Source organism: Curtobacterium salicis (assembly GCF_011759505.1).
Classification (GTDB): Bacteria; Actinomycetota; Actinomycetes; order Actinomycetales; family Microbacteriaceae; genus Curtobacterium; species Curtobacterium salicis.
This window is the reverse complement of the sequence record NZ_JAAOYO010000003.1, coordinates 388,741-404,278: the sequence shown is the minus strand read 5'-3', so window position 1 is coordinate 404,278 and position 15,538 is coordinate 388,741. Positions and strand designations below refer to the sequence as shown.

The window sequence follows — 15,538 nt, the reverse complement described above, 5'->3', positions numbered from 1 at the left end:
CGAGCCGTCAGCGGGTCGAGGTGCCGGGCTTGCCGGCGAACGCCGCCACGAGCAGGGTCGCGAGCGTCCCGAAGCCGGTGAGCACGACCCCGAGTGCCGCGAGCTGCCAGTAGGCGCTGGCGACGTGCTGCGGCTGCGTGACGACGGACGGCCACCACGGGTCGAGGAACGGCACCGAACCGGGGAACGGGTCGAGCCCGAACATCGCCAAGCCGCCGAGGAGCAGCACGACCCCGAGGGCCGCCATCGTGCCGCGACGTCCGGCGAGCATCCGGACGACGAGCGCCGCGCCGATGCCGACGAGCCCGACGACCGCCAGCGCGAACGCCGCGACGAACACGGGCTGCGGCACGAGCGAGAACCAGTCGAGCACGGCGATCGGGACGAGCAGCCACCGGCCGGTCCGGGCCCACCGTGCGGGCGTGCGCCATCCATGCATGCCGGGAACGGTACGACACGAACCCGGACGACCGCCCGGCTAGCATCGCCGGCGTGCCCACACCCGCCGCGGAGGTCGACGTCGACGTGCCCCTGGTCCGGGCGCTGCTCGCCGACCAGCACCCGGACCTCGCCGGCCGACCGCTCGCCGTCGTGGCGAACGGCTGGGACAACGTCGTCGTCCGGGTCGGCAGCGACCTGGCCGTCCGCCTGCCACGACGTGCGGCGGCCGCGATGCTCGTCGAGCACGAGCAGCGCTGGCTGCCGGAGCTCGCCGCCCTCGTCGGACCGGTCGTCCCGCTGCCGGTGCCGGTCCGTACCGGCCGACCGGCCCTCGGCTACCCGTGGTCGTGGAGCGTCGTGCCCTGGTTCCCGGGTGTCGCCGCCGGGTCCCGCGACGGCGGCTCCCGGGCTGCGGGACAGCCGGTCGCGGAGGTCCTCGCCGCCTTCGTCGTCGCCCTGCACGTCGCGGCACCGGCGGACGCCCCGGTGAACCCGGTCCGCGCCGTCCCGCTGCACACCCGGAGCACGGCGGTGCTCGAGCGGCTCGCGTCCGGGCCGGTCCCACGTGCAGCGGAACTGGCGACCGCCTGGCGGACCGCGTCCGACCTGCCGACGGCGACCGCGCCTCCCGTCTGGGTGCACGGTGACCTGCACCCGTTCAACCTGCTCGTGGAGACCGGCCCGCAGGGCGACCACCTGTCGGCGGTCGTCGACTTCGGCGACGTGACCGCGGGGGACTCCGCCGTCGACCTCGCGACCGCCTGGCTGACGTTCGACCGGGAGGCGCGGGCCGACTTCCGACGCCGCGTCACGGCCGACGACGCGAGCCTCGACGAGCACTCGTGGGGGCGGGCCCGCGGATGGGCGGTGTCGATCGCGTCGGCGCTCGCGGTCAGCGACGAGCCGTCCTTCCGTGTGGTCGCACGGCGGGCGATCGACGCGGTCCTCGACGACTGAGGACAGCCCGAGGACGGACGGCGGACCGGTCGCGGACCGACACCGGGCACCGGGGACTCCGCTTCACGCACGTCGTCGGGACGGGGGCTACCGCGCGGCGGACCGCGGGGTTACCGTCTCCCCACACCATCCGTGCACGTGAAGATCGGGAGGGGCCTCATGACCCTCGAGTTCCGCGTCCAGCACGACGTCGCCACCGACGCCGCCCCCGCCTCCCGGACCGCGCCGCGCGGCCGGGTCCGCCGGGTCATCGACCACCTCGCCGCCCGCCGCACCGCCGCACAACTGCGTCGACTCGACGCGGACCTCGCCGAACTCGCGGACCTGCAGCGGGTCCTCTCCGAAGCGCGGACGGTCGTCGACCGCGGCTGGATCCAGCACGCCTGGTTCGCCTACCTCGACGACCGGGGCCGCACCCGGACCGCCTCGAGTGCCGCCGCGACCGAGGTGGCCGGACGACCCCTCGTCGGCGCCTGCCTGGTCGGCGCGGTCGTCGACGCGGCCGGTGGTCCGCACGCGGTGCACTCGCAGCCGGTGCAGCGCTCGCTCGACCTCGTCTGGCACGCGCTCGCGGCGGCCGAGGGGTCGCCGGTCACCTGGTGCCCGGCCCCCGACATCCGGATGGGCCGCGTCCGCGACCTCACCCGCTGGAACGACAGTGCCGGCAGGACCGCGGAGCAGGTCTCCGGGCTGCTGCTCACGGCGGAGCGGGTGGCGCTGCAGGAGTCGGGCCGGGTCGCGGAACGGGCATCCGCGCTCCGTGCACACTCCGGAGGCGTACCCGTCCTCGGCTGAGATCGTTACACACCTCCCAGGGTCGGAGCGGTCATGTGCCGCTGACCAGGGGTTCTCCTGCCGAGCGACCGGGTGTGGACCCGCCGTTCTCCCTGCCTGGATTCGGCTGAGGCTGAGCATCTGCGTAGCTTGGGGGCCGTTCGTGCCCCGATCCGTGGGTCGAACTGCCGACCCGAGGGAGTGCAGAACCGGTGTTCCAGTACATCGCCGAGCGATGGGACCAGATCTGGTTCTCGTCCTGGCAGCACTTCTCGCTGGTGGTCCAGTGCGTCGTGCTCGCGACCGTCATCGCCGTGGTCCTCGCGGCGCTCGTCTACCGGGTGCCCGGGCTGCGGTCCGCCGCGAACGAGATCTCCACGATCGGTCTGACCCTGCCGTCCTTCGCGGTGATCGGTCTGCTCCTCGTGCCGCTCGGCTTCGGCGTCGTGCCGTCCGTCGTCACGGTGACGTTCTTCGCCGCGCTGCCGATCCTCCGCAACGCGGTCGTCGGGCTCAACGAGATCCCGCCCGCCGTCGTCGAGTCGGCGCGGGGCATCGGCATGAGCCGCTTCCGCACGCTCGTGCAGGTCGAACTGCCGATGGCGTGGCCGATCATCCTCACCGGCGTCCGGGTCTCCGCCCAGATGGTGATGGGCGTCGCCGCCGTCGCCGCGTACGCCCTCGGCCCGGGCCTCGGCAGCTTCATCTTCTCCGGACTGTCCCGCCTCGGTGGCGCGAACTCCCTCAACTCCGTCGTCGTCGGCACCGTGGGCGTCGTCCTGCTCGCCCTGGTGCTCGACCTCCTGCTCCTCGGCCTCGGCCGCCTGACCACCTCGAGAGGTATCCGTGTCCAGCACTGACTCCCCGACCACCGCGCCCGACTCCGACGTCACCGGTCGGAGCATCCTGCTCGACCAGGTCACGAAGCGCTACCCCGGTCAGACGAAGCCCGCGGTCGACGGCATCACGCTCGAGATCCCGGCCGGCAAGATCGTCATGCTCGTCGGCCCGTCCGGCTGCGGCAAGACCACCACGCTGAAGATGATCAACCGGCTCATCGAGCCCACCGAGGGGCGCATCGTCGTCGGTGACGACGACGTGACGAAGATCGACGGCGACGAACTCCGCCGTCGGATGGGCTACGTCATCCAGGCCGGCGGGCTGTTCCCGCACATGACGGTCGCGGCGAACATCGCGGTCGTGCCGAAGATGCTCGGCTGGTCGAAGGACGAGATCGCCGCCCGCGTCGACGAGCTCCTCGACCTGGTCTCCCTCGACCCGGGCACCTACCGCGACCGGTACCCCCGCGAGCTCTCCGGCGGACAGCAGCAGCGCGTCGGCGTCGCCCGGGCCCTGGCTGCCGACCCGCCCGTCCTGCTCATGGACGAGCCGTTCGGCGCGGTCGACCCGATCACCCGGCAGCGTCTGCAGGACGAGCTCATCCGCATCCAGGCGGAGCTCCACAAGACGATCGTCATCGTCACGCACGACTTCGACGAGGCCGTCAAGCTCGGCGACTGGATCGTGGTGTTCTCCGAGGGTGCCCACATCGTGCAGTACGACTCCCCGGAGCGGATCCTCGCCGAACCCGCGAACGAGTTCGTGGAGAACTTCATCGGTTCGGGTGCCGGCCTCAAGCAGCTGACCCTGACCCGCGTGCGGGAGGTCGGGCTCGCCGACGCCGTCACCTGCTCCCCGGGCGAAGAGACCCAGGCCGTGCTGCAGCGCATGCGCGAGGCCGGTGGCCACGGGCACGCCGTCGTCGTCGACCAGCGCCAGCGTCCGATCGGGTGGCCGTCCCGCCGCCAGCTCGAGCGGCTCGACCGGATCCCGGACGGCACCGAGGTGGGCCTGCCGGTCGTGTCCGAGGCCTCCACCCTCAACGACGCGCTCGACACGATGCTCGTCTCGAGCGCCGGCGCCGCACTGGTGACCGGCCGTCGGGACGCGTTCCAGGGCGTCATCACGGTCGAGACGGTCATGGACGCGATCACCCGCACCCGTGCCGCCGCTGCCGGTGAGCAGGCCTACACGCCGGTCGGGACGAACACGAACCCGCTCGAGACGCTGCCGAGCTCGCCCGTCGCCGCCCGGGACGACCAGTGAGCGACGTCGTCACCGCGTCCCCGGCGACCGGCACGCGCACCAGCTGGCGCGGACTGGTGATCCAGCCCGTCGCGATCCTCGTCGTCTTCGGGGCGTTCGCCGTCTGGTTGGCCACGGCGGACCTGACCGAGTCCGAGCGGTCGACCCTCAACCCCTCCGGGCTGCTCGACCTGGCGTGGCAGCACGTCCTGCTCACCGTGGTGTCGACGGTCATCGTCCTCGTGATCGCCATCCCGCTCGGCATCGCGCTCACCCGCGGTCCGCTGCGGAAGGCCAGCGGAGCGATCCTCGCCGTCGCGAACTTCGGTCAGGCCGCACCCGCCGTCGGGCTCATCGTGCTGCTGGCGTTCTGGCTCGGCTTCACGTTCTGGGCCGCCGTCGTCGCACTGGTCCTGTACGCGATCCTGCCGGTGCTCCGGAACACGATCATCGGCATCGAGAGCGTCGACGCCCGGCTCGTCGAGGCCGGCCGCGGCATGGGCATGAGCGCTGCCGCCGTCCTGCTCAAGGTCGAACTGCCGCTCGCCGTCCCCGTCATGCTCGCGGGCATCCGCACCGCGCTCGTGCTGCTGGTCGGGTCCGCCGCCCTCGCGACGTTCATCGGTGCCGGCGGCCTCGGGCTGCTCATCACCACCGGCGTGAACCTGTTCCTGCCGAAGGTGCTCGTCTCCGGGGCGCTCCTCATCGCGCTCCTCGCCCTCTCCATCGACTGGCTCGGCCGCATCGTCGAGACGTTCGCCCGACCGAAGGGACTCCGATGACCCGCACGCGCACCACGGGCCGCCGCACCCGCCGTCTGCTCGCCGCCGTCGTCCTGGCGGGCGCGACCACGAGCCTCCTGGCCGGCTGCGGCCTGCAGCCCGCGGCCGCGTTCGTCCCCGCCGCCGCACCCGGCACGATCGAGCACATCGACGGCCTGCCCGAGGACGCGAAGCTCACGGTCACGTCGAAGAACTTCACCGAGCAGCTCGTCCTCGGCAAGATCGCGGTCCTGGCCGCCTCGGCCGCGGGCTTCGACGTCACCGACGAGACGAACGTCCCGGGCTCGGTGGCGGTCCGTCAGTTGATGACCGGCCACGACGCCGACGTCACGTACGAGTACACCGGCACCGCCTGGCTGACCTTCATGGCGCACAAGCAGGGGATCCCGGACAAGACCGAGCAGTGGCAGGCCGTCAAGGACGAGGACGCCGGCAACGGGCTCACCTGGCTGAAGCCCGCGCCGATGAACAACACCTACGCGTTCGCGGTGCGGAAGGAAGCCGTCAAGGACCTCGACGGCATCACGAAGCTGTCGCAGATCGCCGACCTGCCGGCCGACGAGCGCACCTTCTGCGTCGAGTCCGAGTTCAACTCGCGCGCCGACGGCTTCAAGCCGATGCTCGCCAAGTACGGGCTGACGCTCGGCGGCTCCGGTGACGGTGCGGTCCCGAAGGGCAACGTCGACATCCTCGACACCGGCACGGTCTACACGGCGACGGACCGGGGCACGTGCAACTTCGGCGAGGTGTTCACCACCGACGGCCGCATCAAGTCGCTCGGGCTGCAGGTGCTCGAGGACGACCGCGGGTTCTTCCCGGCGTACAACGTCGCACCGGTCCTGTCGACCGCGACGCTCGAGGAGTACCCGCAGCTCGAGGAGGTCTACGACCAGATCTCGCCGAAGCTCACCGACGCGGTGCTGCAGGAGCTGAACCGGCAGGTGGACGTCGAGGGCCGCGAGCCGGCGGACGTCGCCTTCGAGTGGATGGTGAAGGAGGGCTTCATCACGAAGCCCTAGTCGCGACGCGACCAGGTCACGGACGGGAGGCGCGGTGCCAGCTGGCACCGTCCCTCCCGTCACGGCCGTCGTGCCGCTGGCGCGTCACGCCGGTACCGGCGCGAGGGGCCCACCTCCCGTCCGTCGTCCGGACGCCGACCATTACGCTGTCCCCGTGTCAGAGCCACGACGGAGTCCGGGCAGTCAAGCTTCACTGCGTGAAGCCAACCGGGGTCGTGTCGTGGCGGCGGTCAAGCGCCACGGTGGCCTGACGCAGGTCGAGCTGGCCGGCGCGACCGGCCTCAGCCCCGCGACCGTGTCGAACATCGTCAAGGAACTCGTCGCCACCGGCGCCCTGCACGCCACCCCGAGCACCTCGAGCGGACGCCGCGCCCTGCGGGTGACGCTGCCGCACGGCCTCGGCCTGGTCGCCGGCGTCCACGTCTCGCCCCGGCACCTGCGGTTGGCGTTGTCCGACCTCAACGGGACCGTCCTGGCGGAGCGGCACATGCCCCTGGCCCGCGACCACCGCGCGGACGCCGAACTCGACAAGACCGCGCTGCTCGTGATGGACATGGCCGAGTCGGTGGAGTCCTCGATGGACGAGGTCCTGGCCGTCGGCCTGGCCGTCGCGGCCCCGATCGACCGACGGACGGGCATGACCGCTCGCGGCGGGATCCTCCGCGGCTGGGACGGGTTGCCGATCGGGGAGTCGCTCGAGCGTCGGGTCGGCAAGCCCGTGCAGGTCGACAACTCCGCGAACCTGTCGGCGCTGGCCGAGCACCGGAGCGGGGCGGCCCGGGGACGGGACTCCGTGATCACCCTGGACGTCGGCAACGGCATCGGGGCGGGGTTGATCCTGGACGGCCGGCTGTTCCGTGGGCACCACGGGGTCGCCGGGGAGTTCGGGCACACGCCCGTCGTCCCGCACGGACCCATCTGCCGGTGCGGCAACCGCGGCTGCCTGGAGGCCGTGGCCGGCGCTCCCGCCGTGCTCGAGAGCGTCCGCGACGAGGTCGGCACCCTGAAGACGGCGGACCTGATCCTCCGTGCGATGTCCGGCGACCCGGTGTGCATCCGGGCGATCGCGGACGCGGGCCGGGCGATCGGCACGGCCGCGGTGGGGCTCTGCAACGTGCTCGACCCGGAGCGGCTCGTGGTGACCGGGGAGTTCGCGCGTGCCGGGGAGCTGCTGCTCGGCCCGATGCGGCACGCCCTCGAGTCGATGCTCATCGTCGACGCGGACGGCACGCCGGACGTGGTGCAGGGCCAGCTCGGCGAGAAGGCCGCCGTGACGGGGGCGCTGGCGGTCGCGATCGAAGCGGTGGACGTGCACCACTCACGGTGACTTGATAACGATTTCGTCACGGCACCGCACCCTTGCGTTCAACTCTTGCAGCCAAGAACCGCCGCTGGCACACTCAGGTCACCGCCAACGTGGGCGGTCCACCTGTTGGAGGACATTTCGATGAAGAAAGCCACCACACGAGCCATGCTGGGCGTCGGCGCCCTGCTGCTCGCGATCACCACCCTGGCGGGCTGTTCGAACGGAGCCGACGCGGGAACGGGTTCCGGCGGCGGTGGGGGCGACGCCTCCAAGGCCAAGATCGGCCTGCTCCTGCCCGACTCCGTCACGGCCCGCTACGCCAGCGCCGACCGCCCGCTCTTCACCGCCGAGGTGAAGAAGCAGTGCAGCGGCTGCTCCGTCGTCTACGCGAACGCCGACGGCGACGCGTCCAAGCAGCTGCAGCAGGCACAGTCCATGCTCACGCAGGGCGTCAAGGTCCTGGTCCTCGACCCGTTCGACGGTGAGGCCGCGGCCTCGATCGTGCAGCAGGCGAAGGCCAAGAAGGTGCCGGTCATCTCCTACGACCGACTCATCGACAGCCCGGACCTCAGCTACTACATCTCGTTCGACAACGAGAAGGTCGGCGAGCTGCAGGGCGAGGCACTGGTCAAGGCACTCAAGGCGAAGAACGTCCCCTCGGGCTCCGGCATCATCATGGTGAACGGCTCCCCGACCGACAACAACGCCACCCAGTTCAAGGCCGGCGCCCACAAGGCGATCGACGACAGCGGCTACAAGGTGCTCGCCGAGTACGACACCCCCGGATGGGACCCCGCCAAGGCGCAGGACTGGGCTGCCGGGCAGATCAGCAAGCTCGGTGCGGACAAGATCACCGGCGTCTACGCGGCCAACGACGACACCGGCGGTGGCGTCATCGCGGCCCTGAAGTCGGCCGGCGTCTCCGAGCTCCCGCCCGTCACCGGCCAGGACGCGTCCCTCGCGGGCATCCAGCGCATCCTCTCGGGTGAGCAGTACATGACCGTCTACAAGGCGTTCAAGCCCGAGGCGTCCAAGGCAGCCGACCTGGCCATCCAGTTCGCCAAGGGTGACACCCCGAAGGGCGACACCACCACGAAGACGGCGGGCGGCGCGAGCGTGCAGTCCACCCTCCTCGACCCGGTCGCCGTGACGACCGCCAACGTGCAGGACACCGTCATCAAGGACGAGCTCTACACGGTCAAGCAGGTCTGCACCTCGCAGTACGCCAGCGCCTGCTCGAAGAACGGCATCGAGTAACGAACACCACCGGCCGCCCGGTCCGATCCGGACCGGGCGGCCCTCACGCACTTTCGATCGAGGACGACACCGTGAGCACCGAGCCCCCAGCAGCACACCCCACCACCGAACCCGTGATGTCCCTCCGCGGCATCGACAAGCGGTTCGGTGCCGTCCAGGCCCTCAGCGACATCGACTTCGACGTCCACCCGGGCGAGGTCGTCGCCATCGTCGGGGACAACGGCGCCGGCAAGTCGACGTTCGTGAAGATCCTCGCCGGCGTCTACACGCCGGACGGCGGCACGATCACCTTCAACGGCGACGAGGTCACCGTCCCGAACCCGGCAGCGGCCCAGTCCCTCGGCATCGCCACCGTCTTCCAGGACCTCGCACTCGCCGACAACCTCGACGTGGTGTCGAACCTGTACCTCGGTCGGGAGATCGCCCACCCCTTCCTCGACGAGGAGGAGATGGAACGCCGCTCGTGGGAGCTCCTGCAGCAGCTCGCCGCCCGGATCCCGTCGGTCCGCATCCCGATCGCGTCGCTGTCCGGTGGGCAGCGGCAGACGGTCGCGATCGCCCGGTCCCTGATCGGCGACCCGCAGGTCGTCATCCTCGACGAACCGACCGCGGCACTCGGCGTCGCGCAGACCGCCGAGGTCCTCAACCTCGTCGAGCGCCTCCGCGAACGCGGGCTCGGCGTCGTCCTCATCAGCCACAACCTCGCCGACGTGCAGGCCGTCGCCGACCGGGTCGCGGTGCTGCGACTCGGTCGGAACAACGGCACCTTCCGCATCGACGACGTCTCCTACGAGGAGATCATCGCGGCCATCACCGGCGCGACCGACAACGCCGTCACCCGTCGTGCCGCGGCCCGGACCGAGCAGGAGACCAGCGCATGAGCAAGACCGACGAGACCCTCACCGCGTCGACCCCGACCCCGTCGGCGGCCGACCTGCAGGACGAGCGACTGCTCCGCGACCAGGGGATCGGCGGCGCCGCGAAGGCGTTCGTCCGCCGGGTCCGCGGCGGCGACATCGGCTCGCTGCCCGTCGTGGTCGGTCTCATCGTCATCTGGGCGGTGTTCCAGGCCCTCTCGCCCGACTTCCTGTCCCCGGGCAACCTCGTCAACCTCGCGCTGCAGTGCGCGGCGGTCGGCACCATCGCGATCGGCATCGTCCTGGTGCTGCTCCTCGGTGAGATCGACCTGTCCGTCGGCAGCGTCAGCGGTCTCGCGGCGGCGATCCTCGGGCAGGGGCTGACGACACTCGGCTGGCCGCTCTGGCTCGTCATCGTCGTGGCACTCGCGGTCGGTGCGGCAGCGGGTCTGCTCTACGGCCTGCTCTTCACCCGCTTCGGTGTCCCGAGCTTCGTCATCACCCTCGCCGGTCTGCTCGGCTTCCTCGGCCTGCAGCTGCTCATCCTCGGCCCGAACGGCTCGATCAACCTGCCGTACTCGTCGCCGATCGTGCAGTTCGCCTCGGCGTCGTACCTGCCGCCGTGGTTGGCGTACGTGCTGGCCGCGGTCGCCGCCGGCGGGCTGTTCATCACCGAGGTCCGTCGCGCCGGCCGTCGTCGTCGTGCCGGCCTGTCCACCGGGGCGATGTCGCTGACGATCGCGAAGTCGGCCGCGCTGTTCATCGCGCTCGCCGTGATGGTCTGGTACCTGTCGCGGGACTTCGGCACCGGCACGTCCTTCGTGTTCTTCATCGTCCTCGTCGTGCTCATGAACTTCCTGCTGAAGCGCACCCGCTGGGGCCGCTCGGTCTTCGCGGTCGGCGGCAACGTCGAAGCCGCACGACGCTCCGGCATCCGGGTGAACCGCATCTACATCTCGGTGTTCGTGCTCACCTCGCTGTTCGCCACCATCGGCGGCATCCTCGCGGCGGCGCGACTCAACTCGGCCAGCCTGTCCTCCGGCGCCGGCGACACGAACCTCAACGCCATCGCCGCGGCGGTCATCGGTGGGACGAGCCTCTTCGGCGGACGCGGCAGTGCGTGGTCGGCGCTGCTCGGCATCATCGTGATCCAGTCGATCTCGAACGGGCTCACCCTGCTCAGCCTCGACTCCTCGATCCGCTACATGATCACCGGTGCGGTCCTGCTGCTCGCGGTCATCATCGACTCGCTGTCGCGTCGCAGCCGCGCCAGCCACGGGGCGGCCTGAGTCGGTGGCCTGAGTCGCGACCACCTCCGGACGGGAGGCGCACTGCCAGCCGGCAGCGCGCCTCCCGTCCGCCGTCCTCCACCGTGCCTGGTTCTCCACAGGCCCTCGTTCCCTCTGCCCGGCGGGACCGTGACGCCGGTATCGTCGTCGCATGGCACTGTTCGGACGACGCAAGCCCGACGTGCGCGATCGGCCCGTCAGCCAGGTCGAGCTGAAGCGTGCGGTGGACGAGGGGTTCCTCATCGCCAAGGCAGCCGTGACCGTCGCCGTGGCGAACCGGATCATCACCAACGCCCTGCGCGACCAGGGGTACTTCGACCACGCCCTCATCGCCGACGCCGCGCGCCAGGAGCTGCACCGGATGGCCGACGAACAGCGCGGGGACGCCGAACGGATGCGGGAGATCCGGGTCCGCTCGAGCAAGCAGGGCGGGCGCTCGCAGCACCAGCACGACTACCGCCGCGGGGACGACCTCAAGCTCCGCACGCGCGAGGCCACCTACGACGAGCTCGCGAAGCGCCTCGACGCACGCCGCGACGACCAGCACTTCGTCGACGGCATCGTGCTGGCCGCACGGGCCCGGGCGTGGGACGACATCGGCACCACCGTCGTCGGGCGTCTGGGATGGGCGCAGCGGCCCGCCGACGACTACGAGGTCGGGCGCGACGAACGTGTGCAGCAGCTCCTCGACGAGGACTTCGCCACCCTGGTCGCCGAGCACCCGGTCGTCTCCGGCACCCCGGTCGGCGCGGACGAGCCGGACGCCGACGGACCGGACGACGGCACCGACCCGGCCGAGGCGGACACCACCACGAGCTGACCGGGAAGCTCGCGCCTCGACCCGTGTCCAGCCGTCGCTCCGTAGGCTCGTCGGCATGGTTGATGCGGTGGTCGTCGGAGCCGGACCGAACGGGCTGGCCGCAGCGGTCACCCTCGCTCGGGCCGGCCTCAGTGTCGAGGTCGTCGAGCGGAACGACACGATCGGCGGCGGTGCCCGCACCACGGAACTCACGCTGCCCGGGTACCTGCACGACGTCTGCTCGGCCGTGCACCCGATGGCGCTGCAGTCCGAGTTCTTCCGGGCGTTCGGCATGGAGCGGCGCATCGAGCTCCGCCTGCCCGAGGTGCAGTACGGCCACCCGCTCGACGGCGGTCGTGCCGGCATCGCGTACCAGGACCTCGACCGCACGGCCGACGCGCTCGGGGTCGACGGCCGTGCCTACCGCCAGCTGATGGCCCCGCTGGTCGAACACGCTGACGAGGTCTCCGACTTCGCCACGGACGCCCTGCTGCACGTCCCACGGCACCCGGTCACCGTCGCCCGGTTCGGCCTCCGCGCGCTCGAGCAGGGGTCCCGCGCCTGGAACCTGCGCTTCCGTGACGACGTCGCCCCCGCCATGATCAGCGGCGTCGCGGCGCACTCGATCCAGCACATGCCCTCGCTCGCCACCGCAGCGGCAGCGCTGTCCCTCGGTGTCTACGCCCACGCACGCGGTTGGCCGGTGCCGATCGGCGGCAGCCAGGCGATCGTCGACGCGCTCGCCGCGGACCTCGTCGCGCACGGCGGCACGATCGAGACCGGCCGGGAGGTCCACTCCCTCGGTGACCTCACCCCGGCCAAGGCGGTGTTCTTCGACACCAGCGTGCCGTCGATGCTCCGGATCGCCGGCAACCAGCTGCCGGCACCCAAGCGCGGGGCGCTCCGGCGCTTCCGGTTCGGCAACGCCGCCGCCAAGGTCGACTTCGCGCTGTCCGAGCCGGTGCCCTGGACCAACCCGGAGCTCCACCGCGCCGGCACCGTGCACATCGGCGGCACCCGCGCCGAGATCGCCGAGGCCGAGGCGCAGGTCGCCCGCGGGCAGGACCCCGACCGGCCCTACGTGCTGGGCTCCGAGCCGACCGTCGTCGACCCGAGCCGGGCACCCGCGGGCGGACACGTCTTCTGGGCGTACGCCCACGTCCCGTCCGGGTCCACCGTCGACCACCAGGAGTCGGTGATCCGGCAGATCGAACGGTTCGCCCCCGGCTTCCGCGACACCATCGTCGCGACGAACAGCCGGACCGCCGAGGACATGGAGCAGTACAACCCGAACTACTCCGGCGGGGACATCGCCGCCGGCGCCGCGAGCTTCTGGCAGCTGGTCAAACGGCCCGTGCTCTCGAGTGACCCGTGGCGGATGGGCGGCGGGATGTACCTGGCGTCGCAGTCCGCCGCCCCCGGGCCCGGAGTGCACGGCATGGCAGGGTGGCACGCGGCGAAGAGCGCCCTCCGGCACACCTACGGGCTGCCGGTGGACGTCGACCTGGCCCCGAGGAGCTGACATGGCGAAGAACGTCCGGATCATCCACTGCACCCCCGAGGACGTGTTCGACGTCCTCCGGGACGGCTGGCTCTACCCCACGTGGGTGGTCGGCGCGTCGCGGATGCGTGGGGAGGACCCCGGGTGGCCCGCAGTCGGCACCGAGATCCACCACTCGTTCGGCGTCTGGCCGTTCGTCATCAACGACACCACCACGGTCCTGGAGTACGACGAGCCCCGGCGCATGGTCATCCAGGCCCGTGGGTGGCCGGTGGGTGAGGCCCGCGTCGAGGTCGAGGTCGAGCCGCACCCCCGCGGTTGCCGGGTCACCCTGCGCGAGAACCCCGTGAAGGGTCCGGGGACGCTGGTCCCCGGTTTCCTCGCGCAACCCGGCATCTGGGTCCGCAACCACGAGACCGCTCGGCGGCTCGGCTGGGTCGCCGCGGGGCGCGCGCGCAGCCGCTGAGCCGTAGCCACTGAGCCGCAGTCACTGAGCCGCAGCCGCTGCGCCGTTCCGCTCTGCCGGTGCGTGCCGGACGGGAGGCGCGGTGCGGCGCCGCCCCGCGCCTCCCGTCCGCCGCTGCTACTCCTCGCGGGAGAACGCGCTCGCGCGTGCGACCTGGTCCGCGGTCAGGGCGACGCCCGTGTACCGCTCGAACTGGCGCGCCGCCTGCAGCGCGATGACCTCGGCACCCGTGATGACGTGCGCACCGGCGTCGCGGCCCGCCCGGACGAGCGGGGTCTCGGAGGGGAACGCGACGACGTCGAAGACTGTGCCCGCGGCGGCGACGCGCTCCGGGGCGAACGCCAGCGCAGCCTCCTGGTCGCCGCGCATGCCGAGCGGGGTGACGTTGACGAGCACGTCGGCGTCACCGGCCTGGTCCTCGGCGCCGACCCACGCGTACCCGTACTGGTCCGCCAGGGCGGTGCCGGTCGCCTCGTTGCGGGCGACGACGGTGAGGTGGTCGAACCCGGCGCCGCGGAAGGCCGCGGTGACCGCCTTCGCCATGCCGCCCGAACCGCGCAGCAGCACGCGGGCGTCGCGGTCGACCCCGTGCGAGTCGAGCAGGGCGGCGACGGCCTCGTAGTCGGTGTTCGACGCGGTCAGGACGCCGGCGTCGTTGACGATCGTGTTGACGGAGCGGATCGCGGCGGCCGACTCCTCGAGTTCGTCGACCAGGGGGATCACGTCCTCCTTGAACGGCATCGACACGGAGCAGCCGCGGATGCCGAGCGCGCGGATGCCGGCGACCGCCCCGGGCAGGTCCGTCGTGGTGAACGCCTTGTAGACGTAGTCCAGCCCGAGCTCGTCGTACAGGAAGTTGTGGAACCGGGTGCCGATGTTGCTCGGACGGGCGGCGAGCGAGATGCACAGCTGCATGTCCTTGTGGAGGATGGGCATGCCGTCAGTCTCCCACGAGCGGTGGGATGGAGCGGTCCATACCGCCGCTGCCAGCGTGGAGTGCGGCGACCGTCGCCGGCCTGGCGTACCGTGACCGGGGATGACTGCTCTCCCTGACACCATGCGCGCCGTCCGCTTCGAGGAGTGGGGCGACCGATCCGTCCTGCACGTCGCCGAGGTCCCCGTGCCCGAGGTCGCTCCCGGCCGCGTGCTCGTGAAGGTCCGCGCCGCCGGCATCAACCCCGGCGAGTCCGCCATCCGCCAGGGCGTCGTCGACGGCCACGACCCCGAGAAGCTGCCGTCCGGCCAGGGAACCGACCTCGCCGGCACCGTCGCCGCGATCGGCCTCGACGTCGACGGGTTCGAGGAGGGCGACGAGGTCCTCGGCTGGTCGTGGGAGCGCTCGAGCCACGCCGAGTACGTCTCGGTGCCGGCCGGGCAGCTCGTCCCCAAGCCACGCCTGATGACGTGGGAGGCCGCCGGCGGTCTCGACGTCGTCGCCACGACCGCCGCCGCCGCGGTCCGCGCAGTCGACCCCCGCGCGGGCGAGACCGTCGTCGTCTCCGGAGCCGCCGGTGGCGTCGGCGGTTTCGTCACGCAGCTGCTCACGAACGAGGGCGTCGACGTCATCGCGATCGCGTCCGAGGGCAACCACGAGTGGCTGGCGTCGAAGGGCGCGCGGCCGGTGGCCTACGGCGACGGCCTGGAGGCCCGCATCCGCGAGCTCGCCACGAACGGCATCGACGCGCTCATCGACACGTTCGGCCCCGAGTACGTGCACCTCGGCATCACGCTCGGCGTCCCCACCGACCGCATCGAGACGGTCATCGCGTTCGAGGCCGCCGCGGAGGTCGGGGCGAAGGCGTCCGGCAGCGCGGACACCGCCGACCCGGAGATCCTCTCCGCCCTCGCGAACATGGTCGCCGACGGGTCGATCGAGCTCCCGATCGCCGCGACCCACCCGCTCGAGCAGGTGCAGGACGCCTACGCCGAGCTCGAGCAGCACCACACCCGCGGCAAGATCGTCCTCGTCCCGTAGCCCCCGGGCGGGGTGGGGGCATCCCCACCC

Annotated in this window: 16 protein-coding genes; 14 read left to right on the top strand and 2 right to left on the bottom strand. The window is 71.8% G+C overall.

Going from position 1 to position 15,538, the window contains the following annotated elements; translation table 11 throughout:
- Positions 1 to 7 precede the first annotated feature (7 nt).
- Positions 8 to 439 carry a hypothetical protein gene (locus E9228_RS10445; RefSeq protein ID WP_166780496.1) on the bottom strand — a complete coding sequence of 144 codons (432 nt, stop codon included), beginning with the start codon at positions 437 to 439 and terminating at the stop codon, positions 8 to 10.
- Positions 440 to 492: 53 nt separating this feature from the next.
- Here E9228_RS10445 and E9228_RS10440 point away from each other — a divergent pair, with 53 nt between their 5' ends.
- From E9228_RS10440 to E9228_RS10380, 13 genes are all read left to right on the top strand, one after another.
- Complete coding sequence (locus E9228_RS10440) at positions 493 to 1,398, top strand: phosphotransferase (RefSeq protein WP_166780495.1); 906 nt, start codon at positions 493 to 495, stop codon at positions 1,396 to 1,398.
- 138 nt (positions 1,399 to 1,536) lie between these two features.
- Complete coding sequence (locus E9228_RS10435; protein ID WP_166780494.1) at positions 1,537 to 2,193, top strand: DUF6197 family protein; 657 nt, start codon at positions 1,537 to 1,539, stop codon at positions 2,191 to 2,193.
- Positions 2,194 to 2,384: 191 nt separating this feature from the next.
- Positions 2,385 to 3,032 (top strand): ABC transporter permease, encoded by a 648-nt coding sequence (locus E9228_RS10430; protein WP_111074059.1) that lies wholly within the window; start codon positions 2,385 to 2,387, stop codon positions 3,030 to 3,032.
- Positions 3,019 to 4,278 carry an ATP-binding cassette domain-containing protein gene (locus E9228_RS10425; protein WP_166780493.1) on the top strand — a complete coding sequence of 420 codons (1,260 nt, stop codon included), beginning with the start codon at positions 3,019 to 3,021 and terminating at the stop codon, positions 4,276 to 4,278. The genes E9228_RS10430 and E9228_RS10425 overlap by 14 nt, the downstream gene beginning before the upstream one ends.
- The gene (locus E9228_RS10420) at positions 4,275 to 5,039 is read left to right on the top strand and encodes an ABC transporter permease subunit (protein ID WP_166780492.1); all 765 of its coding nucleotides are present in this window, start codon (positions 4,275 to 4,277) and stop codon (positions 5,037 to 5,039) included. Before E9228_RS10425 ends, E9228_RS10420 begins: the two co-directional genes overlap by 4 nt.
- Positions 5,036 to 6,058 carry a glycine betaine ABC transporter substrate-binding protein gene (locus E9228_RS10415; RefSeq protein ID WP_166780491.1) on the top strand — a complete coding sequence of 341 codons (1,023 nt, stop codon included), beginning with the start codon at positions 5,036 to 5,038 and terminating at the stop codon, positions 6,056 to 6,058. The genes E9228_RS10420 and E9228_RS10415 overlap by 4 nt, the downstream gene beginning before the upstream one ends.
- 154 nt (positions 6,059 to 6,212) lie before the next feature.
- Positions 6,213 to 7,385 (top strand): ROK family protein, encoded by a 1,173-nt coding sequence (locus E9228_RS10410; RefSeq protein WP_166780490.1) that lies wholly within the window; start codon positions 6,213 to 6,215, stop codon positions 7,383 to 7,385.
- Positions 7,386 to 7,505: 120 nt separating this feature from the next.
- Positions 7,506 to 8,621: a sugar ABC transporter substrate-binding protein gene (locus E9228_RS10405; protein WP_166780489.1), complete on the top strand. Its 1,116-nt coding sequence runs from the start codon at positions 7,506 to 7,508 to the stop codon at positions 8,619 to 8,621.
- A gap of 116 nt (positions 8,622 to 8,737) precedes the next feature.
- Positions 8,738 to 9,502 (top strand): ATP-binding cassette domain-containing protein, encoded by a 765-nt coding sequence (locus E9228_RS10400; protein ID WP_166780829.1) that lies wholly within the window; start codon positions 8,738 to 8,740, stop codon positions 9,500 to 9,502.
- On the top strand, positions 9,499 to 10,767 hold the full coding sequence (locus E9228_RS10395; protein WP_166780488.1) for a sugar ABC transporter permease: 1,269 nt from the start codon (positions 9,499 to 9,501) through the stop codon (positions 10,765 to 10,767). The genes E9228_RS10400 and E9228_RS10395 overlap by 4 nt, the downstream gene beginning before the upstream one ends.
- A gap of 151 nt (positions 10,768 to 10,918) precedes the next feature.
- Complete coding sequence (locus E9228_RS10390) at positions 10,919 to 11,587, top strand: hypothetical protein (RefSeq protein ID WP_166780487.1); 669 nt, start codon at positions 10,919 to 10,921, stop codon at positions 11,585 to 11,587.
- 55 nt (positions 11,588 to 11,642) lie between these two features.
- Entirely contained in the window at positions 11,643 to 13,088 is a 1,446-nt protein-coding gene (locus tag E9228_RS10385) for a phytoene desaturase family protein (RefSeq protein ID WP_166780486.1), read from the top strand.
- Between the two features lies 1 nt (position 13,089).
- Positions 13,090 to 13,533, top strand: coding sequence for an SRPBCC family protein (locus tag E9228_RS10380; protein WP_166780485.1), 444 nt, complete (start codon positions 13,090 to 13,092; stop codon positions 13,531 to 13,533).
- A gap of 117 nt (positions 13,534 to 13,650) precedes the next feature.
- Here E9228_RS10380 and E9228_RS10375 read toward each other — a convergent pair whose 3' ends face one another.
- Positions 13,651 to 14,469, bottom strand: coding sequence for a shikimate 5-dehydrogenase (locus E9228_RS10375; RefSeq protein ID WP_166780484.1), 819 nt, complete (start codon positions 14,467 to 14,469; stop codon positions 13,651 to 13,653).
- Between the two features lie 100 nt (positions 14,470 to 14,569).
- Between E9228_RS10375 and E9228_RS10370 the strand changes: the two genes are divergently transcribed.
- Positions 14,570 to 15,508, top strand: coding sequence for an NADP-dependent oxidoreductase (locus E9228_RS10370; RefSeq protein ID WP_166780483.1), 939 nt, complete (start codon positions 14,570 to 14,572; stop codon positions 15,506 to 15,508).
- The last annotated feature ends 30 nt before the right edge of the window (positions 15,509 to 15,538 follow it).